This window comes from Jejuia spongiicola (genome assembly GCF_023502325.1).
Taxonomy (GTDB): domain Bacteria; phylum Bacteroidota; class Bacteroidia; order Flavobacteriales; family Flavobacteriaceae; genus Wocania_A; species Wocania_A spongiicola.
Map to the genome: position 1 here is coordinate 217,552 of NZ_JAMFLZ010000003.1, position 24,044 is coordinate 241,595.

The 24,044-nt window shown below is 27.8% G+C and carries 22 protein-coding genes; 1 reads left to right on the forward strand and 21 read right to left on the reverse strand.

Going from position 1 to position 24,044, the window contains the following annotated elements; genetic code table 11:
• Positions 1 to 2: 2 nt before the first annotated feature.
• The 21 genes from M3P09_RS08215 to M3P09_RS08315 all read right to left on the reverse strand — a co-directional run bounded on the left by M3P09_RS08215 (position 3) and on the right by M3P09_RS08315 (position 21,525).
• Positions 3 to 647, reverse strand: coding sequence for an acetyltransferase (locus M3P09_RS08215; RefSeq protein WP_249972745.1), 645 nt, complete (start codon positions 645 to 647; stop codon positions 3 to 5).
• 29 nt (positions 648 to 676) lie between these two features.
• Positions 677 to 1,285 (reverse strand): sugar transferase, encoded by a 609-nt coding sequence (locus M3P09_RS08220; RefSeq protein ID WP_249972746.1) that lies wholly within the window; start codon positions 1,283 to 1,285, stop codon positions 677 to 679.
• Between the two features lie 12 nt (positions 1,286 to 1,297).
• A complete protein-coding gene (locus M3P09_RS08225) occupies positions 1,298 to 1,966 on the reverse strand; it encodes an acetyltransferase (protein ID WP_249972747.1) in 669 nt (222 codons plus the stop codon).
• A gap of 42 nt (positions 1,967 to 2,008) precedes the next feature.
• On the reverse strand, positions 2,009 to 2,257 hold the full coding sequence (locus M3P09_RS08230) for an acyl carrier protein (RefSeq protein WP_249972748.1): 249 nt from the start codon (positions 2,255 to 2,257) through the stop codon (positions 2,009 to 2,011).
• A 4-nt stretch (positions 2,258 to 2,261) separates the two neighbouring features.
• A complete protein-coding gene (locus M3P09_RS08235; protein ID WP_249972749.1) occupies positions 2,262 to 3,764 on the reverse strand; it encodes an AMP-binding protein in 1,503 nt (500 codons plus the stop codon).
• Positions 3,765 to 3,788: 24 nt separating this feature from the next.
• A complete protein-coding gene (locus M3P09_RS08240) occupies positions 3,789 to 4,886 on the reverse strand; it encodes a hypothetical protein (RefSeq protein WP_249972750.1) in 1,098 nt (365 codons plus the stop codon).
• Between the two features lie 77 nt (positions 4,887 to 4,963).
• Positions 4,964 to 5,218, reverse strand: coding sequence for an acyl carrier protein (locus M3P09_RS08245; protein ID WP_249972751.1), 255 nt, complete (start codon positions 5,216 to 5,218; stop codon positions 4,964 to 4,966).
• A 2-nt stretch (positions 5,219 to 5,220) separates the two neighbouring features.
• Positions 5,221 to 6,711, reverse strand: coding sequence for an AMP-binding protein (locus M3P09_RS08250; protein ID WP_249972752.1), 1,491 nt, complete (start codon positions 6,709 to 6,711; stop codon positions 5,221 to 5,223).
• 15 nt (positions 6,712 to 6,726) lie between these two features.
• Positions 6,727 to 7,809, reverse strand: coding sequence for a hypothetical protein (locus tag M3P09_RS08255; protein ID WP_249972753.1), 1,083 nt, complete (start codon positions 7,807 to 7,809; stop codon positions 6,727 to 6,729).
• 5 nt (positions 7,810 to 7,814) lie between these two features.
• Positions 7,815 to 8,420, reverse strand: a complete 606-nt coding sequence (locus M3P09_RS08260; protein WP_249972754.1) for a sugar transferase — start codon at positions 8,418 to 8,420, stop codon at positions 7,815 to 7,817.
• A gap of 131 nt (positions 8,421 to 8,551) precedes the next feature.
• Positions 8,552 to 9,871 carry a phenylacetate--CoA ligase family protein gene (locus tag M3P09_RS08265; RefSeq protein ID WP_249972755.1) on the reverse strand — a complete coding sequence of 440 codons (1,320 nt, stop codon included), beginning with the start codon at positions 9,869 to 9,871 and terminating at the stop codon, positions 8,552 to 8,554.
• A gap of 24 nt (positions 9,872 to 9,895) precedes the next feature.
• Complete coding sequence (locus M3P09_RS08270) at positions 9,896 to 11,053, reverse strand: glycosyltransferase family 4 protein (protein ID WP_099565822.1); 1,158 nt, start codon at positions 11,051 to 11,053, stop codon at positions 9,896 to 9,898.
• A gap of 109 nt (positions 11,054 to 11,162) precedes the next feature.
• Complete coding sequence (locus M3P09_RS08275) at positions 11,163 to 12,305, reverse strand: GNAT family N-acetyltransferase (protein ID WP_099565823.1); 1,143 nt, start codon at positions 12,303 to 12,305, stop codon at positions 11,163 to 11,165.
• 24 nt (positions 12,306 to 12,329) lie between these two features.
• Positions 12,330 to 13,532: a GNAT family N-acetyltransferase gene (locus tag M3P09_RS08280; protein ID WP_099565824.1), complete on the reverse strand. Its 1,203-nt coding sequence runs from the start codon at positions 13,530 to 13,532 to the stop codon at positions 12,330 to 12,332.
• A gap of 3 nt (positions 13,533 to 13,535) precedes the next feature.
• Entirely contained in the window at positions 13,536 to 14,738 is a 1,203-nt protein-coding gene (locus tag M3P09_RS08285; protein WP_099565825.1) for a GNAT family N-acetyltransferase, read from the reverse strand.
• A 2-nt stretch (positions 14,739 to 14,740) separates the two neighbouring features.
• Entirely contained in the window at positions 14,741 to 15,898 is a 1,158-nt protein-coding gene (locus M3P09_RS08290) for a GNAT family N-acetyltransferase (RefSeq protein ID WP_249972756.1), read from the reverse strand.
• Positions 15,899 to 15,921: 23 nt separating this feature from the next.
• Positions 15,922 to 17,112: a GNAT family N-acetyltransferase gene (locus M3P09_RS08295; protein ID WP_249972757.1), complete on the reverse strand. Its 1,191-nt coding sequence runs from the start codon at positions 17,110 to 17,112 to the stop codon at positions 15,922 to 15,924.
• A 7-nt stretch (positions 17,113 to 17,119) separates the two neighbouring features.
• Positions 17,120 to 18,019: a GNAT family N-acetyltransferase gene (locus M3P09_RS08300; RefSeq protein WP_249972758.1), complete on the reverse strand. Its 900-nt coding sequence runs from the start codon at positions 18,017 to 18,019 to the stop codon at positions 17,120 to 17,122.
• A 98-nt stretch (positions 18,020 to 18,117) separates the two neighbouring features.
• Positions 18,118 to 19,119: a GNAT family N-acetyltransferase gene (locus M3P09_RS08305; RefSeq protein WP_249972759.1), complete on the reverse strand. Its 1,002-nt coding sequence runs from the start codon at positions 19,117 to 19,119 to the stop codon at positions 18,118 to 18,120.
• A gap of 1 nt (position 19,120) precedes the next feature.
• Positions 19,121 to 20,077 (reverse strand): hypothetical protein, encoded by a 957-nt coding sequence (locus M3P09_RS08310; RefSeq protein WP_249972760.1) that lies wholly within the window; start codon positions 20,075 to 20,077, stop codon positions 19,121 to 19,123.
• Between the two features lie 5 nt (positions 20,078 to 20,082).
• Entirely contained in the window at positions 20,083 to 21,525 is a 1,443-nt protein-coding gene (locus tag M3P09_RS08315) for an MBOAT family O-acyltransferase (protein ID WP_249972761.1), read from the reverse strand.
• A gap of 481 nt (positions 21,526 to 22,006) precedes the next feature.
• Between M3P09_RS08315 and M3P09_RS08320 the strand changes: the two genes are divergently transcribed.
• The gene (locus M3P09_RS08320; protein WP_249972762.1) at positions 22,007 to 23,992 is read left to right on the forward strand and encodes a right-handed parallel beta-helix repeat-containing protein; all 1,986 of its coding nucleotides are present in this window, start codon (positions 22,007 to 22,009) and stop codon (positions 23,990 to 23,992) included.
• Positions 23,993 to 24,044: the final 52 nt, after the last annotated feature.

The window sequence follows — 24,044 nt, forward strand, 5'->3', positions numbered from 1 at the left end:
TTTTAATTTGGTTTTTTTGTTTTAATTATTACGCCAGGGTTTCCTACAAGTGTTGAATAATCTGGAACATCTTTTAAAACAATTGTTCCAGCTCCAATGGTGCACCATTTGCCAATCTTTACTTTTGGGATAACTACAGCCCCTACACCTACATGAGATCCTTCTCCAACTTCTACATGCCCACATAAAGCTGCTTTAGGAGAGATATGTGCGAAATCTCCAATTACATTATCATGATCAACACTAGCTCCTGTATTTATAATAACATGCTTCCCTATAGTGGAGTTAGGTTGAATAATTGCACCTGCAAATACAACAGTTCCTTCCCCAATTTTAGAGGTGTCAGATATTATTGCTGAATGATGAACGGCTTTCTCATAATCACATTTTAAGAATTCAGCTATTTCTGCTCTTTCAGAATTTATTCCAACAGCTATTATAACAGGATCTCCAGAGTGAGGAAAGTTAGCTAGACTTTTTCTGGCACCGATAGAAACATTTTTAGAAGCATGATGCACGCCTTCAGGTTTATCATCAAAGGTTTCAGTTACTAAATAATTGTTTTTTTCCAAAACCTCTTTTATAACTTGAGAATGACCTCCAGCTCCATAAATTCTCACCTTCTTTTTATTAATAGGCTCTTTCATTATATATATTCTACTTTTTTATTAATTATTTACGGATTATTACCTTTCCATGCCGGCATAGTCATATTTTCGTTTGTGTTAACACCATCTTTTTTAATAACTTTTAGCATCGTAAGAAATAAAATTTTCACATCTAACCCAAAGCTTAAATTTTTAACATACCATACATCATATTCAAACTTTTGGTCCCAACTTATTGCATTCCTACCCTTAATTTGTGCCCACCCTGTAATACCTGGTCTTACATTGTGCCTTGTTTTTTGAACATTGTTATATAATGGTAAATACTCAACTAATAAAGGTCTAGGACCAATTAAACTCATATCGCCTTTTAAAACGTTAACTAGTTGTAAAATTTCATCTAACGAATATTTTCTAATAAAAGCTCCTGTTTTAGTGACACGATTTAAACTGTGCTCTTCTTTTTTTAAACTTGGCTTTAAATCTGTCATTGTTTTAAACTTTATAATTTTAAAAAGTTTACCATACTTTCCTGGTCTTAATTGTAAAAAAAAAGGTTTACCATTATTGGTAAAAATTAATACTACTATGATTATTGCAATTATTGGTGATAGTATTATTAAACCAATTAGAGAAATAAAAAAATCTAATATGTTTTTAAAAAATAATGTATACATAAAATCGTTTTATTATTTAGCTAAATATGATTCTCCTTTTTGTCTTCCTTTTATATCCTTAGCTGGTGAGCCAAATGCAATTAAATTATTACCAATATCTTCTAATACTAATGCGCCAGCTCCAATAACTGAATGTTTTCCAATTTTAATACTTTGAATAATAGTAGCTCCTATTGATATCGCTGAAAATTCACCAATATTTACATGTCCTCCTGTAGTGGCATTTGGCGCTAAACTGGAGAACTTTTTCATTATGCTGTCATGTCCTAAAGAAGATTTTGTATTTAAAATGCAAAATTCTTCTATTAAAGAATCAGAATTTACAATAGCTCCTGCCATTATTACAACTCCTTGTTTTATCTTTAAGTTATTATATAAAGTTGAATTTGGGTGTATAGCTGGTAAAAACTTAAACTTAGGAGCTAAAGATTTTATTGTATCTCTAAGTTTACTTCTGGACCAATTATCACCAATGGCAATTACTCCACCTACTACTCCGTCTTTTATCATTAATTCAGGAATTAAATTTTCCTTTCCTAAAATGGGGTAGCCCATTATTTTTTGATTAGCTTCTTTGTACGAATCTATTAGCCCGATTATTTGATATTCATTACGTTTTTCAATAATATCAATGATGACCTTTGCGTGACCAGAAGCTCCAATTATTACAATCTTTTTCACTTTTTTTATTTGGGATTTTTGCTTAAATATGAAATGAAGTTACTAATTTATTAATAATTCAGATTCTATAGTGTTTAATAAGTCTCCAACACTATTCATATTCATTAAATCCATCAACTTAAACTTGATACTAAAAGTTTTTTCGATTTCAGAAATAATCATCATGTGCGTTATTGATTCCCAGCCATCAACATCATCAGCTGTTGTTTCGTCTTTTAGTTGAAAGTTATTGTGTTCTAGTATACTTGAAAAAGCAGCTGAAACTTTCTCTAAAATTTCTTTTCTATTCATAAATTTAATTTATATTAAAATATTTTTTTAATTCTTTTCTGTCAATTTTACCATTTATACTATGCGGAAATTCTTTAATAAACCGTACATGCATAGGAACCATATAGCTAGGCATCTTTGATTTCATATACTCAAATATTTCTTTGGTATCAAAAGTTTCAGATTCAATTGCTAATCCTAATTCGGCATTTCCAAGGTTGTTATAAATATCTAAAGCTACCATATTAACCTTTTCTTTAGATTTGGTTTTGGCATGGAATTCAATCTCTGATAATTCAACTCTATACCCTCTTATTTTTACTTGAAAATCACTTCTCCCAACATAAAGAAAATCTCCTTCCTCATCTTTAAGGCATAAATCTCCCGTTTTATAGTATCTTATATTTTTGCCATTTTCAGCTCTAACGAAAAAACTTAATTTATTTCTTTCTTCATTCTTCCAATAACCAGGTGTTATTTGAGGTCCGCCTAAACAGAGCTCCCCAGTTTCGCCAATTGCTACTTCTTCATTATTTTCATTTACTACTAGGTATAAAGTGTCCTTTTGAGGCGTCCCTATAGCTATTATGCCATTATGGGCTTTAGTATGAGTATCTTTATTATATGGGTAAAAACCGCTGTAAACGGTAAATTCTGTAGGTCCATAATAATTAAATATTTTACAATTTGGTAAGCAGTCACTCCATTCTTTTGCGATATCACTGTGTAAGGCCCCTCCACCAAAGCTGCAATATCTAACAGATGTTTCGTTAATTTCTGGAAAGTAGGGGCGTAGATAGTTTATTATAGAAGGCACCATTGTTAGAACAGTTAATGCTTTTTCTTTAATGAGTTTAAATATATAAAAATACTTAATTGTTCCTTTTGGTATAGTATACATACAGGAACCAGCTAATAATGGAAACAAATAAGTTACTACAGAGAAATCAAAAGTTAGTTCAAACATTTGAAGACATCTGTCTTTATTATTAAGATTAAATCCAGGCTCTGCATCAATTGCGTTTACCAATGCTTGAACATTATTAAATGTAATTGGAACCCCTTTTGGAGTACCTGTAGTACCAGAAGTAAATAAAATATATGCAATATCATTTTCAGATCCAGAAAAATTTTTTGGGCTCAAATTTGAATGCTGTTTTTGTAACTCACTTGAGTTAATAACCTCATAATTAGAATAAACGGATTCTTTGGAAGAATCAATTACATATTTGGTTTTCGTAGATTCGAAAATATGGTGATTTCTATCTAAAGGAGTGTCTGGGTTTACCGGAACATAAGCCTTTCCTTCTAACCATAGAGCAATTATACTGGCATATGTTTGTATGTCATCATTTGTTACTAAGCCTACTAACTTTTCTGATGAGTCAATAGAATTTACTATTGCATACCTGATTTTTTTTATTTCACTCTCAAAATCGTTATAAGTATAGTATACATTACTAACACAAAGCACATTGTACTCAGTATTATTTTCTATTGATTTTTGTATGTTTTTTAAAAATTTCATTAAATATACTACTCTACATTATAATTAATAAAAATGACCATCTCTGTCTAATAGATTTGCGTTTTCTATATTTAACCCCAAGCTATTGTGGGCCAATCCCTTTTTTAAAGATTTGTGAGTAAAAGTAGTTAAAAAACGTTTTTTTATATTTTTAGCTAGTTTAGTGTCATCAGTAAAAATAAATTTTGATTTTTTATTAATAAAATTTTCTATCAATACATCAATACATAAATTGTAATGCTCTTCTTTTTCAACTAAAAAGTATTTAACATTAAATTCATTGTAGTTTACTATGTAAGACAAAAAGCCTATCATATTTCCATCCTGGATAATTTTAAGGTTATGAATATGTATATTATTACTAGAACCTGTTTTTAAAACTTTATAACGTTGCTTAGACGGTACAGAGATTTGAGTATATTGCTTATTATCTATTGACCAATTGATATAGCCTTTAGATTTTATAATTAAGTCATTTTTACACAAAGGCTCTATAAATTTCCAAGCTTCATAATCTATTTCATTTATATAATCGTAAAAAAGATTTTTTGTGGTTTTCTTTAGTTTATTGTAGTTTATTCTATTAATAATTGAAGCTATTATATAATCAAAGCTATCTAATATACTACGAAATGGTTTAAGAAATTTAAATTTACCAACAAGCATTGACGGATCTAAACTTAGAAAAATTGTGTAACGTAATCTTGATGCTATAACAGTTAAGGGCAATTTATTATAAAATTCAGCAATATGCTCTGCATACCATTTAATTATAATTTTATTATTGGAAAGTTTTAATGCTTCGTAAAAAGTATAAGTGGCTACAACTGAATTTTGAAATTTTGGGGCGACCCACCAATAAACTATCCAATAAATTTTTTGAGGGTCTTGATTTTTTAAGTTTAAGAGGTCAGGTATCATGTGGACAAATGATACTATTTTTTCGTCCTCAGTTGTGATAACGAAACAATACTCATCTTCTTCTATTCTTTTGTTAGATAAAAGCCATATAGCTTTATTTTTATGAAAAGGAGCAATACCACGATTCCAATATGTATTTTTTTGAATGCTTTCTCTTAACATTCTTTTGGTAAGCCCTGTTGTTTTTAAATTGCTATTCATGCTTGCTGAAAATTGTATCTGTCTTCGGGGTGACTATTGGTTATTGTCCTCTCAATTTTGGTTAAAAAGATCTTACCTTAATTTTCAGAGGATGCTAATTCAGATTCTATGGCATCTAATAAGTCGCCAACATTAGCCATTTCCATTAAATCCATCAGCTTAAATTTAATACTAAACTTTTTTTCAACTTCTGAAATAATCATCATATGTGTTATTGATTCCCAACCGTCTACATCTTCCGCTGTAGTAGTATCTGTAAGGTTAAAATTTGAGTGTTCTAATATGGTACTAAAAGCTTGTGTAGCTTTTACTAAAATTTCTTCTCTGCTCATAATTAAATATTTTCGAAATATTGTTTTAATTTTTTTCTATCAATTTTCCCATTTGCATTATGGGGAAATTCCTTAATAAACTTTATTTTCATAGGAATCATATAGTCTGGCATTTTTGTTTTCATGTAATTAAGCATAGGCTGAGTATCAAAAGAATGGGATTCAATAGCTAAGGCCAACTCTGTATTACCTAGATTATTGGTTATGTCAATGGCAGTAATATTAGTAGCTCTTTTTTCCTTTAATTTGGCATGGAATTCAACTTCTGCAAGTTCAACTCTATATCCTCCAATTTTTACTTGAAAATCTTTTCTTCCTATAAAAATTAGATAACCATCATCATCTATACTACATAAATCACCAGTTCTATAAAATCGATTTTTTTCATTTAGGTGATTAATTTCAAAAAAAGATGATTTATTTTTGCTATCATTATTTAAATAACCAGAGGTCAATTGTAGGCCTGCAAGACATAATTCTCCTTCAGTATTAGGAGGTAAAATATTAAAGTCATCGTCAATAACAATGGCAATAATGTTTTTCATAGGTTTTCCTAACGAAACTACGCCATTCCTTGTCCTGTTAATTGCATTATCTTGAAACGAATAATATGACGTGGTAACAGTAAACTCAGTTGGACCATAAGAATTATATAGTTTTGCTTCTGGAATACATTTTTTCCATTGCTCAAAAACATCAATGTATAAAGGAGCTGCACCAAAACAACAATACCTCACATATTTTGCGTCGATTTCCTTAAAAAATGGTTTCAAATAATGAATAATTGAAGGAACCATAATTAAGTATGTTAAACGTTGTTTGATTATTAACTTATATATATATAAATACTTGATTTGATTCTTGGGAATTGTATAAACTGAAGCCCCATTTAATAAAGGCATCAAGTAGGTGACAACAGAAAAATCAAACGTTAAATCAAACATTTGCAGGCATTTATCCGTAGGGAAAATATTATGATTGGCATCTAAATTTATATTCTTTACAAGGCTATTTAGGTTTTTGAAAGAGATAGGAACCCCTTTAGGAGTGCCAGTAGAACCAGAGGTAAATAATATATATGCTAAATTTTCTTTAGAGTATTGCTTAGGTTGAATATTTATTTTTTGATTTGCTAGTCCGCTTGTTGTTATTAAATGAAAATCTGATTCATACTCATATAATTTTTTAGAGCTTAGTATAGTCTTGCTTTTTACTTCATTTAGAATAAATTTATTTCTTTCTTTTGGAGCAGTAGGGCTAATAGGTATGTAAGACTTTCCCTCAAACCATAATGCAAATATAGAAGCATAAGTTTCAATATCATCATAGGTAATTAGACCAATATTTGACTGCTCTATACTTGCTAATGAATAGCGAATATTAGAAATAACCTGTGAAAATTCTTTATAGGAGTAATTGGTATTATTAATATGAAAAGAGGTATTATCACCATATTTTTTAAGATTACTACTAATTTTATCAATTACTTCCATGAAACTACCTTTTAATTAGGCAAAATGCCCATCTTGTTGACACACCTTTTTATTTTTAAAGTCGATATCAATATCATTATGAGCTAATGATATTTGCTCTTTTAGGTTTTTATATATTTTAATGAACTTATTATTTATTTTTTTTCCTAAACCTTCGTCTTCAACTAACAAGTATATACATTGGGTTTTTATAAAATTTTCCATTAGTGCATCTAAGCAAAAGTTGTAGTTCTCTATATCACAAAGGAAATATCTAGTAATATATTCGTTATCCCTAACAAGAGAAGAAATAAACCCTATTATTTCATTATTACGAATTACAAAAAAATTGACATTATAAATTCTTCTTGAAATACTAGTTACAAGACACCGATAGGGGGTAGATTTGGTGTTGGTATATTGGCTGTTATCTATTTGCCAGTTTATATAGTTTTTAGACTTGGGTATTAAATCGTTTAAAGTATGTTTTTCAATAAAATGCCACTCATCATCATTTATAACATTCACTGACTTATATTGAAGTTCTTTTGTAGCAGTTTTGTTTGCATTAATTTTTGTAATTAAAAAATTTGATGACTTGGATATTAGTTTTAGTAGGGGAGTTAAGAATTTAAGAAAACTTAATCGCGATAATATTTGCTGTTCTTCTAAACCAAACACAAAAATGTATCTTGTTTTTTTAGAAAACTTAGTAAAAGGCTGTTTTTTGTAATATTCTATTGTATCATCGCCGATAAACTTTATTATAACTTGATTTTTTGTGCTTTCTAAAGAAAAATTCTGAGTATATGTAGAAAGAATTGAGTTTTTATATTTTTCATGAACCCACCAGCGGTTACTCCAAAAAATTTTCGTCATACCATTGTTAGTATGAATCCAGTCAGGAATTAAAAATATAAACGATACTAAGTTTTTATTTTCTATGCTTAATATGGCACAAACATCATCATTTTTGATACGCTCGTTTTTTAAAAGCCATCTTGCTTTAGATTTAGAGAAAGGAACTAAACTGATATCATCACCCCAATACAAATTCTGTTCCAGGGCTTCTTCTAACTGCTTTTTTGTTAGTTTTTTAATGTTTAAATTTCTACTCATTTAGATTAATTCTTTCCATTAAAATATTCAGAAGCTAATTCACTATTTAGATTGACATCTTTTTTCTGCAAAACGTTTATAAAAGTTTTTGCTAATATTTTAATATCTAAAGCCAAACTAATATTATCAACATACCAAACATCTAGTTCAAACTTTTTTTGCCATGTTATTGAATTTCTACCATTTATTTGAGCCCAACCAGTGATTCCTGGCTTAACATTATGACGTTTTTTTTGTATCTCATTATAAATAGGTAAATATTCTATAATAAGTGGTCGTGGACCAATTAATGACATATCGCCAATTAATACATTAAAAAGTTGAGGGATTTCGTCTAGTGAATATTTTCTAACAAATTTTCCTATAGAAGTTAAACGATCTTTGTCTGGAAGTAATTCTCCATTTTTATCTCTTAAGGAATTCATTGTTTTAAACTTAACAATTTTGAATATTTTTTCATTTTTGCCAGGTCTTCTTTGTAAAAAAAAGGGAGTCCCTCTATTTGCAATTATCATAATGATTATGATAGTTAACGTTAACGGAGATAATATAATTATTCCTAACAAGGCAAAAATAAAATCTAATAGTCGCTTTATTATATTTTTATACAAACTCTGTGGTTTACTTTAACTTTATTTTGCTGCTATTAATACTCAAATATATAATTATCTGTAAAAAATAAGCTTTTATATTAAGTAAAAACGTTCTCTTTTATTATTTTACCGTTGAGTTACTTGTTTTGTTATCTCTTAGAATTATTTTTAGAATAATTGTTTATAGTAGTCTTTCTTTTACCAGACGCTAATAGTGGAATTTCAAGAACATATTCTATTTTGATTTCAGCGTCCTTTCCTAAATAATCTTTAAAATCTTTTAAAACTTTTTCTTCTTGATTAAATAAGTTTGAAGTATTCAATTTTAAAGTATATATTTTTTCTCCTTCTTGTATAAGTTGACTTTGCTTTAATCCAACGTAAGTATAATTGTTAATCATAATAAAGGATGAAACTACTTCTCCTTTAGTATTAAAAATAGTATCCGTTTTTCTACCTTCAATGGCTTTAAAAACAGGAGGAGAGAAATTATAATTAATTATTCCTATATCGCCAGTATCGTATCTAATCATTGGGGTACAGTAGTTAAATAAATCTGTAATTACAATTCTTCCTAATTCACCTGGTTCTGCAGGTGTGTCTTCATTTAATTTAAATACTTCTACATAGAAGCTAGCCCAGTTTATGGTGAAACTATCTGTATTTATTTCTTGTTGTGCAATAATCCCATTTTCCATATTAGAATACCTAGACACTACGTGGGCCTTAAAATATTTTTTTAGGCGTGTTTTAGTACTTTTATTTAATCCTTCTGATATTGCAATCACTCCTTTTACCTTATTGTTTAATGGTGGAGCTTTAATTGATTCAATATAGTTACATGTTTGCTCAAAAGCAGATGCATAGCCTAACCAAAAAATGTTTGAGGAGTCATTCTTTACTTCATTGATTAATTCTTCTGTTGAATTTTTAGTAATTTTTAAAACTTCAATAGGTTTAATGTTTTGTATTATACGCAATAGCTTGCTCTTTTTGTAATACTCATTCCAATGTCTAAAATAAAACAGTTTTGCACCAGTTTTGAACCCAACTTTTTTAGAAAAATAAAGTGTATCTGCTGTGGTTCTTTGTACTTTATTCTTATCATGCCTTATTTTCAATACGGCGCCAGTTGAACCGCTTGTACAAATTAATTTGTTCTTTTTGTTGCTATAAAGTTTAGATTCAAACTCTTCTGGTTTGCTTTGGATTATGTTTTTATTTATTAAAGGAAAATCATCCAAAGAATTGTAGGTGGTACTTTGATAAAAAGTAGTAGTAGAAGTTGCATGTTTCAATAAACTTGATAAGTATTCCTTTCTTTTTTTTATTGATTCATTTGAGGAGTAATCATTTAAAATACTTGAAATATCTTTTATATGATTTTTAATTGGTGCCCCTTTAATTAAATCGATTTTCCAAAAGATAGAACGTCTCATATATTCAAAAAAAGCAAATAGCAAACTCATTATCTTTATTATTTACAATTGATGCTAATCTAAGTCATTATATTCAGCTAGTAATGCTTCCCAAACCCTTCTTCGTTCAAATTTTAAAACTATGTTAGCTCTAGATTGCATTCCCATTTCTATAGCTTCTTTTTTATTATTTAAAACATAATCCATTGCTTTGTATATAGCTTCATGGCTTTTTGTTGGAATAATAATGCCATGCTTTTTATCATCTATAATTTCATTGCAACCATTTATGTTAGTCACTATACTAGGTAATTCCATGGCACCAGATTGCATAACAACATTAGGAAAGCCTTCTCGATAGCTAGGGAACACCAAAACATTTGAAATCATAAAATAAGGCCTAACATCATCAACCCAACCTACAGAAACAATGTTTTTATTATTTTTTATAATCTCCATTGACTGCGGCAAAAGTGGGTCTAATTCATTTTCGTAAGTCCCAACAAGTAAAAGTTTTACTTTGTTATTTTCATTATTTATTTTGTTAAAAGCAAGCAATAGTTCATTAATACCTTTGTCAGATACCAACCTACCAACATAAACAAAAACAAAATCATCATTTTGCAATCCAAATGTGCTTTTCATTTTTAATAATTTGTCATGGTCGGTAAATAGTTTGGGGTCAAAGTATGAGGTGTCTATACCATTAGAACTCCCATTGGCAATGACTTTTAATTTACCTTTGTTTGTAAAGTTGTTTTCTAATATAATATCAACCAATCCAAAAGAATTTGGATATATTTTAGTTGCACATTTATAAGTTATTTTTTCTACAAAGTTTAATAAGTGCCTTTTAGCCCCTTTTGCTTCAACCAATGGCAAACCTGCAATAGTATGCAATCTGTGAGGAACTCTTGCTAGTTTTGCGGCAAGCATAGATAGCGTTCCAGCCTTTGGTGTATGAGAATGCACAATAAAGGGTTTTTCCTTTTTAAACAATTTATACAATTGCCAAACTGCATAAAGATCTTTAAAAGGCGTAATCTTCCTTGTCATTTCAATAGGGAGAGTAGGAACGCTTTCATATTCAGAAACCATGTTAAGCGCATTATCTTCTCCTCGCGATGATACAGCTATTATGTCAAAATAATTTGACATAAACTTTAACTGACCTTGCAATAAACCGCTTAGTGACAATGGTACAGTAGTAATTCTAATAAGTTTCTTTTTCATAAAAAAGCGGTTATAATAGTCTTCATAATTGGTACACGACAAATATATAAAAGTAATTAGTTCTCGTAAGGTTTCATCTTTATTTTACTTGGTTATGCGATTAACCGTACTATTTAATAAAAGAAACTTTTTGAAACTCATCTTTTCCTTTAATTATATACGAGTTTTTTGCTTTATAAATACTTATGTCATCTGCATGATTTTTTGACGTGTATAAAAAATCATTAATATATCTTTTTAAGCGATTATCTAAAGTGGCTACTTGATTCATTTTTATATAATTATCGGATGTTAAATGATTAATTGATTCAATTTCTGAAACAACTGCATCAACCTTATTCTTTTGTTTTTTAGTAAAAAAAGCTCTTATATCTGGATATATTTCATTTATCTTTTTGGATTTCAAATACTCCTTTAGTTGAATTTTGACAATTAAAAAATTGAGTTTAAAGGATGGATTTTTATATACAATATGGTGATTGTATCTGTAAATATTATTACTCCACCTACGCTTATAATCCATACCACCTACGCCCATTTCAAAAAGAATATACTTATTGTTAGCACACCATTCGATTTGTTTATAAATTTCAACATGACCTAAACCAAACTTTGAATAATCGACGTTATACGACGATAAATAACTAAATAATACTTTATCAAAATGATAATTTAAAGACACCTCAATAGGCTCATCTTTGTTATAAATTACAAATAAAGAAGCATTTTTATTAATAATTTCTGAGTATGTATTTTCTAATAAATAATCCCATTCATGTAAATTCTTATGTAATTCGTTTCGTTGATTAAACCTTGCTACTATCATTTCATATAAAGACTGCATAACAAAATTATAATCTGATTTATCAATATCACCATAAAACATTTTATATTCAATGTCAAAGCAAATTTCTAACCGCTTCACATATCTTGTTAAAACGTTCCTTTTTTTCGAATTGAATTGACGATTCATAAAGCTGTCAATTGAATCAGCAGGGTTTAATAAAATAGAATATCCCCAATTAAATTCTGATATTATCTTAGTTTTTAATGTATGATGTCTTAGGTTTAATTTAAAGTACTCTGGTACTAAACGGTGTGAATAAACAGAGTTTTCAGCTGTTTTGAAATGATTATTAGTAGGCTTGTTTTTTACCTTTAAATTAAAATACTCAATACTTTCATACAAGTAATGAATAGAACTAGTTTTAAATAATTTAGGAAATACAACTATTTTAGTTTTATTACTCATTTCAAGTTTTCTAAATATTTGGTTTTAATTTTTGATGATTAAATTTTGACTTTTTTTTGTGCCTTCAAAATAAAAGATTTGCGTGTCATTTAAATCCGCAAAAACATTTACATTCTTAATATTATCTTGATTTTTATGTATAAAATAGTTTAGTGGTTTTATTAAAAAATTATGTTCAATATTATTTACATCTATTCGCTTTAACTTTTCAGAGCTTGGAATTTCTGGAGTACTATTAGATGTAATAATGCATGGTATATTTTTTTTTAATTTAGATTTTGTAATTCTATATTTATACTTTGCATACCTGCCATATAATAAATGAATATTTGCCTTTTTAAGGAACTTAATTAAGCTATATCTCAATTTTAATTTTAAATGCTTTAAATGTGCTATAATAGAAGCAGGCAAGGATTTAGAGTTGTAAATTATATGTTCATTATAAACATAGCTTTTGTTTACATATTTTCTTTTATGCATAAAGTCACCTCGACTCATATCAAATAACTTAAATCCATTATTGAAAGCCCATTCTAAGTGATTTACCATATTTATATGCCCCAAATTGAACATTTGATAATCTATATCATAACTACTATTCCAATGGAAAATGCACTCCTCGTCTACAAAATTAAGCGTTATGTTTATTGGTTTTTTATCATGATAAATAACAAATAGGCTTGCTTTTTTATTTAGTATCATTGGATACATTATATCTCGATACAATTCTAAAAAGGGTAGTTCAAAATTTAATTCTTCTTTTTGAGCAAACCTGCGCTTTGTAATTAATATAAGCCTATTGAAAAGTATGTTATACTCATTTTTTGAAATATCGCCATAATATATTTTATAATTTGGAGCTATGCATAAATCCAAACGTTTTCGATACCTTTTTAATTGCGATTTTCTAGCCCTACCCAAATGATTGTTTAAATAATCTTCAAGGTTTTTGAAACATGCTAAATCTATTATATAACCCGAATAGAGGGGTGCTTCTAATAGTTTTAAAGGGGTAGATTTGCTAAACTCTGGTTTTAAGTAATTTGGTATATCATGTATTGTATATGTTAAATAATCAATGCTAAAATTTTCGCTTGCATTTGAATTGTAAGCATCAGTATTTAAAAAAATATTCGTTATTTTTTTGTAAAAAGGAGGAAAGCTCTTTTCTTTTAAAAAAAGATCTAAAAAAAAACTTGCCTTAATATGTTTCTTATTTCTTTGCATTAATTAATAACTACTTATGTGTTTGATTTGATTGTTGATTTTTAAGAGTTTGTTTTTATTTTTAAACTGAATTTTGAATGTACTTTCTGAGTCAACTAACTTACTAATAGTAACATTGTTGATAGATTCGTTATTTAAAAAAAGTAAGTTATATACAGGTTTTCTTAAAAATGCATATTTGTTATCATTATCAATGTTTATTTCAATTGTTTGGGTAGTATTTTTTGCATCGTTTTCTATTTGTACAATTGGTAGCTTTTTTTTGTAGGCTGGAGTACTTATACCAAAAGCAAGTCTTTTTATATTTTTATATTTTGTATGTAAATTATATGTTTTTAAGAATCTATAGCTTTTATACTTAATAATATCTTTGGCAGCAAGACATTGTCCAATTAATGAATTTGTAATTGAGCTTGAATTATAAATTATATGATTGTAATAATTATGCGTTTTGGTTGTCCATTTAGATTTATAATAATCATAGCCTTTTAAAAGATCGTAAATCTCAAAGTTGTTATTAATGCACCATTCTATATTTTTAAGCATATCAATAAAACCTAAATGAAATTTAGAATAATCTATATCATATCCGCTTAAAATATAATAAACTAATTTTTTTTTGCACATATTTATTCTGATACTAATAGGCTTATCTCTATCATATATCACAAACAAATTTGCTCTTTTTTCAAGTATCATATCAAATAAAACATCGTGATAACCTTCAAGGTGCTGCAATTCATAATTGTATTCCTGTTTCTCGGTAAACCTCTTGACTAATATCTCTTTTAGAACAACAAAAAGCCTATCGTACTCCTGCTTTTCTATATGGCCATAATAAGAAACACATCTAATATTAAAGCATGTTTTTAGTCTACTTTCATAACGTCTAAAATTTGATCGACTTTTGGATTTGAAATTAGATTCCAAATATTCTTTTATATTACTAAATAAATGGAGTTCTATTAAATGTCCTTTGATGGTTTTTATTTTATTAACAACTACATTTTCTGACTGTTCTAACAATTCAATATCTAAATAATCAGAAACATCTTTAAACATTATTACTTGCTTTTTTAAATCTACATCTAATACGGAATTAGTATTATCATAAATCTTTTCCCCATAAATAATTTTACTGCAAATAGGGGGTAAGCTATTTTCAGTAAAAGCCTTTAAAAATGTTATTTTTTTTACTTTATCCAAAACTATTGAAATGTTATTTTTTGTAGTTGTTTCTTTCCAGAGATAAGATAAGTGTTTACTTCTTTATTAAACTTAAATAACTCAACAGTTTCCATTGATTCATCATTATGATATAAGAATTTATAGGTGATTCTTTTTAAAAAACTAAAAGTCTCATCGTTTAAATCTATTCGATCTAGCTGTTCGTTAGGCTTTTTAGAAAGGTTAGCAATTATAATTTTTGGAGCATCGTTACCAATTTTATTCTTATATAAATTATTTGTAAGTTTATGATATAATAAATCAACATTTATCATTTTTAAAACATTTATTGCACCATAAAACAAACGAGTTTTGGCAAAAATAAAATTGGCATATATTATAGACAATAAAGATTTTGAGTTGTAAATAATATGCTTTTGATAATAAAACTCTTGGTCTATTAACTTATTCTTATAAGCATAATTTCCTTTTAATAAATCATAAACTTCAATGTTATTTTCAAAACACCATTTTAATTGCTGAATAAAATTGATAAAACCTATTGAAAACTTAGAATAATCAATATCATAAGTTTTTACATAGCCATATACGGTTTTATTATGCAATAAGTTTAAGTAAAAACTTATTGGCTTTCTATCAGAATAAATAACAAAAAAAACAGCTTCCTTGTTTTTAATTAAAGGAAAGGCGACCTCATGATATGCCTCCCAGCGAGACAAATCATGGTTTTTAATTTGTTTTTCTAAAAATCTAGTTTTTAGCATTTTATGAAATTCTTCAAAAAGAAAATCGTATTCTTTTTTTGAGATATCTCCGTAATAACTTTTATATTCAATATTAAAGCTATTTTCTAGTTTGCTTTGATATATTCTAAACCTCTTTGGGGTTTTAAACTTCTTTTTTAAATAATCCTTGGTGTTGTTATATTCTTTTAAAAGAATTAATGAACCTTTATAAGTGTTCACTTTTTTTGATTTCCAGATATTATCAGTAATACTTCCATTTATATATGATGGAAAATCGTTTATGCAGTATATATTTCTTTTAGTAATAGCACATGCATCATTACTTTTACTTGTAATATTACCAGAAATAGTATTTGTAAGACTATTATAAACTGGTAATGCTTTTCTTTTTTCAAGAAAGGTATTTAAAAAGTTTATATTTTCTGGTTTCATATTGTTTAACATGGAAACTTAACCTAGTGAAGTGTTATTTTTCGATTGTTTTTCGTTCCTTTAATTACATACGAGTTTACTTCATTTTTATGTTTGAATAGCTTAATGTTATGAATAAATTCTTGATTACTGTACAAAAAATCAAAAACAAACCTCTTTAAAAAACTTGAAGAATCGGCGTTAATATCTATTTCTGTTAGTGATTCATTCTGCTCGATTTCAAAATTATTCAAAATATTAATTTCTTGAAAATCGTTTTTTGATTCTTGTAATTCTCTATTTCGATATTTATAATTTATAAATGCATAGTACATTTTGTTTATATTTAATTTTTTCAAAATTTTTACTAAAGCATAAAAAGCTTGAGTTTTAACAATATTAATATTTGCCGAAACTGCTGTTAGAAAAGAGTTTGAATTATATAAAATATGTTTTTGAAAAGGATATTGAGTATCAATTAATCGCATTTTATAAGGGTAACTTCCTTTTAATAGATCAAAAATTTCAATATTGTTTTCAAAACACCAATAAAGTTGCTTAATAAAATCGGTAAAGCCTAAATAAAATTTTGAATAATCAGTGTCGTATGTTCTTAGGTAACCATAGGTGGTATTGTTTCTAACAAAATTCAAGCAAATACTTATAGGTTTTTTGTCACTAAAAATAACAAATAACACCGCTTCTTTACTATTAATTAATGGGTAAGCTATTTCATGGTAAATGTGCCAACGAGATAAATCATAATTTTGTATTTTCTTTTCTAAAAACCTTTTTTTAGTCATATCATGAAATGCTTTAAAAATCATTTCATACTCATTCTTAGTAATATTACCAAAATATGTTTTGTATTCAATATTAAAACAGGTTTCTAATCTTTTTTTGTAAGTTCTAAATTTGGATCGTCTACCCGCACTAAATTTTTGCTTTAGATAATCTTCAGTGTTCTTATAGTTTTTTAAAAGTATTAATGAGCCTTTATAAGTATTTACGAATTTTAGCTTCCATCCATTTTTGGTAACATAGCCTTTTAAATAGCCTGGAAAATCATAAATGCAATATAAATAATTATCGCCTTTGTTAATGTTGTTTTCAGCTTCATATATTGGTTTGTCAGAAATTGTATTTACAATTTTATTATAAACAGGCAATGCTTCTTTTCTTTCAAGAAAAGTACTTAAAACATCTAGAGTTTTTGGTTTTATTTTTTTTAACATTCCTCTGTTATTTTGTACCAATGTTTCTGTAATAATAAAGAAGCTTATCAAAATTCATTAACTTTCCAATAATATTTTTATCTCTTAAAAATTGAATAAGTTTTAATTCATTAGTAATAATCTTAGCATAAATTTTTGAAAACAATGATTTTTGTTTATAAAAAATGTGATATATAAACGTATAAGTGTAATTGCTCCATTTCTCTTTATAATATGTTTTCCCCATTGAGAGGTCAAATACATTAATGCTGTTATTTATAAGCCATTCTATTTGATTAATTACACAAATATCGCCCATATTGTACTTTGAATAGTTTGTATTATAGGCTTGGATATGGCTAAAAACAATGTCACCTTTATGAAAGTTTAAAGTAATTGCTATAGGTTTCATTTCGTCATAAATAATATGTAGTGATGCTTTCTTATCTAAAATTTTTTGAAATGTAGATGTTTGTATATCTTTCCAATTTGACAGATAGCGATTATGTATGTGCTTTTCATTAAATCTTTTCTTTAATAATATGTAAAATGTTTCAAATATATTGTCATGTTTTTCTTTACTGATGCTTCCAAAAAAAAACTGTGTTGAAATTTTATGGTTTTTGTTGAGACTCCTTTCTTTTGAATATAAATTTTTTCTGTTGCGCTTATTTAAATTATCGGTAATGAAAGCCTCTTTGTTATCGTATCCCTTTAAATTTATTAGATAACCTTTGTATTGTTTAACTGTTTTAAAATGATACGTATCATTTGGTGTTTGAAACTCAATGCTTAAATAGTCTGGAATGTCTTTAACTATATATATAGTTTTGAATGTATTTGATGAAATTAAAGTTGCTGCAAAACTTACGTTTGTTAGTTTATTTAGAAGGTGAGATGCGTAAAACGCATTTATTTTATTTTCCAAAAATAAATCAAAAGTGAAACGGCTATTTTTAAAATAAAAAAATTTATGAAACATCTCTAAACTTGGGTGTTTTGTTTAAGGTTGAAGTTACTTAATAATTATTCAGCATATTTTTTCTTGTTTAGAATAAAATTTATTTCATGTATAAAATTAGTAAGGTGCTTTTTTCTTAAATATAGTTTTAAGGCAAAAAAGTTTTTATAAAGAAACGCTAGTGCTTTTGCTTTAATTGATTCTTTATCATAATATATGTGATATTCAAACCAATATGGTTTATTCCCCCATCTTTTTTTATACTCAAAATAACCTTTTGAAAAATCTAAAATTTTGATATTATTTTTTAAGCACCAATCTATTTGCCCCATAATACTAACAGAGCCTAACCTGTATTTTGCATAATCAATATCAAAAGTTCTAATAACATCAAACATGGTACTTGTTGAAAAGTTAAGTAAAGTTATTGCTATGGGTTTGTCCTTGTCATAAACCACAAATAGTCCTGCCTCTTTGTTAAGCATCATTGGTAAAGTAACTTCTTTGTAGAATGTCCATTCATCAGGGTTTAAGTTGTTGTTTACTGTTTTTTTATCTAAAAAGCGTTTTTTTAAAAGGCGTTGAAAATCAGAAAAGATACTTTCATATAACTCTGGAGTAATATCGTTCAAATACATTTTGTAATGAATTTTGTACTTAGATTCCAGATTTCTTTTATAACTATTAAACTTATAACGACTTTTTCTACTAATAACATTTGCCATGTAATGTTTTAAGCTTTGATAGTTACTTAAATCGCAAATGTAGCCTGGATATTGTTCAATTTTATAACAACCCATTTTGCTGCTTTTAGTGTAATTCTCATTATTAACCCCATGTACATCAAAAATTATAAAAACTTTACCCTTATAATCATTTAAAAAGCGATTTGATAATTTATAATTTATTCCTTTTGTATTTGTTCCACCTGTATTGTAATATACAGGTAATCTCTTGTGCTTTACAAAAGTCAATCTATCAACAAAGCTAAACTCCAAAGCAGGGTTTTCATTATTAAAATGATTTAACCAAATTGATTTGAATGTATTCTGCAAATATGGATTCACTTTAATTTTTTGTTTTTAGATAGTTTTTTATATCCAAACACAGCTGTTTTGTAAACTTTTTTGCGCTTTCAGATTCTAAGTGCGAGCCATCATATGTTTTATATTCATTGGATTGACTGGAATAATTAAAATAAGGAACATTATAAAGGGCTGAAACGCTGTCCATATCATGATCAAAATCACTCCAATTATTTTTAGCAAATTTTAGCACACTTATATCTGATGGCATCCTTATTAAAAAAACGCTTCCTTTAGTTTTTAGAAACTCAATGGTTTTAATAAAATATGACATTCGATAATTAGAAATTCTAATTTTTTCAACCTCCCGTTTATAATAATCTATAGTTTGGCTTTTCCAGTTATTAATATCAGCTTCAGTTATAGTATCATTTTTGGATATTAAGATTACTTCATTCCAACCGTTGTTGTGTGAAACAAGATGTCCCCAGTTTTTTTTATCAAAAAAAGTGCTATATAGTGGGCTTTCATATTTAGAGATTAAGTAATCATAGTTCGGTTTTTTGGTTAAATTATTAATACTTCCAATAATTGATGCTTTATCTAAACTAAAAATATTTTCTTCACTAGTTGTAATAGGAACTGTAAAATTCCCAGGGTTAAGAGAAATAATAAAGATACCATTATTGTTATTGTTTTCTATTTTCTTTATAATACCTTTCAAATAAACTTCTCCGAAAGCTGATTGATGAGCATTCATAGCAAAATTGATGACTGGTTCACTAAAATTAAAAAAAGAAAGGTCATTCTCAATTATATAAGGGCTAATGCCCTGATCTGCCCTTGATAAGCCTAAAATTAAACTACCAGCTTCTTGATTAAGCTTATTGTAATATATATCTACAGTTCCTTTCGAAAGCTTATTAATGAATAAAACATAAACCCCTATAAAAGCAATACATAAAACAACTAATTTTATTAAAAATTTATTTAATTTCATATGCTTCAGAATTGGAAATATATAAAAGAATTTTGTCTATTAACAGCAAATAGTACAATAATTAAAATGTACACAAGATACATACTATATCTCAAATATTTTGGTCTGTTAACCACTAGCTCGTATACTTTAGCATTACCTTTATAGTAATGGATTGTTTGTACAATAAAAATGAGTAAAATACTTAGAAAAACTTCAAAATAATTGCCAATAATATTTATGTGCAAACTTCCAAATTTGTACATGTGTTCAATATATGTGAGTGCATGAGTAACTGAAGGTGATCTAAAAAATATTAATGTATGGAATAAATAACCAATTACTATAAAACACCCTAGAAAAGAAACTATCTTTTTAGGGATGTTTAATTTTTTAATTATCTTACCTCTTACCTTATTGGTTCCTATTTCTGCAATTAGAATTATTACATTTAACAAGCTCCAAATTATAAATGTCCAATTTGCTCCATGCCATAAACCGTTTACGAAAAAGACTATGAAAACAGCAGCTAACCTGCTAATTTTTAGTTTTCGAGTTAATGGACTATATAAATAATCCCTTAACCAATTTGCAAGTGAAATATGCCACCGTTGCCAAAATTGAGCCGCAGATGTAGAAAACACAGGTCTATTAAAATTTGCCATTAAGTTAACGCCCAATGTTTTTGCTGCTCCAATAGCTATGGAAACATAGGCGGAAAAATCATAATATATCTGAAAACTAAAAAAAATAAAACCGAGTATTAATGAAAGGGCATGAGTTGATTCTGGATTCTCAAAAGCAGCATCAGCATATATTCCTAATCTATCGGCGACAACAACTTTTAAAAAAAAACCCCAAGCCATCATTATTAGCCCTTCTTTAATATTTGAAAGATTAATATCTACTTTCTTTTTTAATTGAGGAATTAATCTAGATGCTCTTTCAATAGGGCCCGCTACCAGTTGAGGAAAAAATGATACATAAAGAGCAAAAACACCAAAATGCTTTTCAGGTTCAATTTTACCTCTGTAAATATCTATAGTATAGCTTAAAGTTTGAAATGTATAAAAGCTTATTCCTACTGGAATTAATATTTGGTTAAAGTTATATGACCCCAAATTTTCGGTATTAGAAATAATGATACCAAAAAAACCAAGCAAACCTTGTATAGAAGATGTGAAAAAGGATAAATATTTAAAAGAAAATAAAATACCAAGATTTACAAATATGCTTAAAAGTAAATATGCTTTTTTTGCTTTTTTGCTTGCGGTAGGCATTTTAAGTCCGCAAAAATAATCGACAGCAGTTGAGATGAATAGTAAAATAACTAACTCAAACTCTTGTGCCATATAAAAATAATAACTCCCCAATAAGAGCCATAACCATCTATACTTATGTGGAATAGTATAAAATCCAATAATAATTATTGGAAAAAAAAGAAGAAACTCAAAAGAGTTGAATAGCATTTCACTAACAAATTAGTAGGTTAATATTTTCGGTTATACGAACTTACTTAAATATGCTTAAAATTGATTATTAATAAGATAAAATGTAAATATAAAAGTTCAATTGATAAATTATACACTAAAAACATCTCTTATATTTTTCTTTAGTGTATTAATTTTCTTTTTTGTTTGTATTTGTTTGTTTATTAAATGTTTAGTTGTTAACAAGTAAGCTTAACTTATTAACAATTCTAAGCTCTTTATCGATAAAATTATATTTTTGTCCGATTAAAAATTGCAAGGGGTAATCCAAAATTGTTTTTAGTGCGTATATAAAAACTAAATCAGAGATAGTAAATTTCTTTTCATCGTTTAAAAATGTATTTCATCGAAATAAAAATATTAAATAAATGCATTTCGTCGAAAAAAAATGTCACTTGAACGATTTTTTAAAAAAATATTTTATTATTGACAAAGTTTAATGCCCCAAATTATGAGAACTATGAAAACGATTATGAAAACCTTTTTACTTACTTTATTATTTATGACTGTAATGACGTCATGCAATAAAGAAGAATTATTTGTAGAACCTGAAGTAGAAGTTGTTGAAGAAGAAACAGATGATACCGAAGATACTGATGAGACAGAAACCCCGACAGAAGAAGTAGATACTAGTGCACCTTGTGACTTTACATTAGATGATGTACAGCCTAACTCAACGGTTATAATAAATTGTGTTTTAGATTTAGGAGGGGCAACTGTAACCCTTCCAGAAAATGTTACTATTGTTTATGAAGGTGGAGATATAATTAACGGTACAATTAACTTTTCCGGAGGAAATGTTATTAGCGGTGAGCTTTTAAATTCAACTTTAATAATGGGAGGTTCTTCCCCTCAACTTAAAGACCCAGTGTTTAACTTTGATCCTAAAAGGTGGGGTATTGTAGAAGGTATTACAACTTCTGATATAGCTTGGGAAAACAATAAAATTCTTGAATCTTTAATGTTTAGAGTTAAAGATTTTGGAGTAACAACCTTTAAAATAGATAAGCTTGATGCTTATTTTGAAGGATCTAGACCAACTCCTCCTGAGACAAACTTTTATCCACATAGAGAAGCTGTAAATATCCCGTCGGATTTTAATTTAATAATGACAGACAATACGCATTTGAGAGTGCAGCCTGCTACAATTAATACAGAAAAATTAGATAACGGAGCTATTCTTTCAATTAGAGATGAAGATAATGTAACTGTTACTGGTGGAAATTTGCACGGAGATAGAAAAGTAAGATATTTTTCTCCAGACGATAATGGTTTGGAAGGTAGCCATTTATTCTATATACAATCTGGAAGAAATGTTACACTTGACGGAATTAAGTTTTTTGATGGCTCAAAAGGAGCTTTAAGTATTAGTTCTATTGGTTTTACTATTACGCCTGGATATAACCCTACTAGAAACCTCAAAGTATTAAACTGTGAGTTTACCAATACTAGAAGAATGAGTATTGCATTAACTGATGGTCGTGATATTTTAATTGAAGGATGTACTTTTACGGATACTGCCCAACCAGACGCAAATGCTGATGGTGGAGAAGTAGGATACGCAATTAATATAGAAGCAGGAAGAATACGTGATGCTAATGGAGTTTTAGTTGAGCGAGAAAAAGCTACAGATATTATCATTAGGGGATGTAAAGAGACAGGAAGTAGAGGAGGATCCATATCTGTGCATATTGGACAAAACGTAACTATTGAGGATAACGACTTGGAAACTCAAGTAGCTTATACTTATACTAATGGTACTAAAATTATAAACAATAGATTTGAAGGATCGCAATCAACATCTAACTACGCTATTTTTGCAACTGGTGATGGAGATACAGTTTATAATAATGAAATTGGAGGTAACATAATTAAAAATTATACATCTGGAATCATTTTAAATTCTAATGATATTGATGTGCATAGTAATGTTATTTCTGGAGGTACAATAGGTATTCAATTATCTAAAACTATAAACTCAAGGGTTTATAACAACAACATAGCTGCATCTTATGCTGGAATTAGTGTAAGTAACACATGGATTAATAATGTAGAAATAAAAGGAAATGAGATATCTGCAGGAAATTTAAATATGTCTTTTTCACATAGCAACAATAAGCCAGAACATGCTAGTTATACTTTTACAGTAACCGAGAATATTTTAAAAACATCTAAAAAAGTTAGTTTTTCGCATGTAAACGGAATTACTTTTAGTAAAAATGAAGTTGCTGGTATTCAAATTGGAAATTCTACAAACCTGAATATCAATGAGAATATTATTAAACCTTCCGATTTTGATGGAATTCGTCTTTTCGAAGGACACACAAATATCTCTCTTTTAAACAATACGATATATGAGCCTACAGGAGCGGATAGATTTGAGTGTATAAATAATAGTTCAACAAACCCAAATGAAATTTCGGATATTGGAAATACATGTAATTAATATAACAATAAAAAGGCTCTACTTAGTAGAGCCTTTTTATTTGCATAAAACT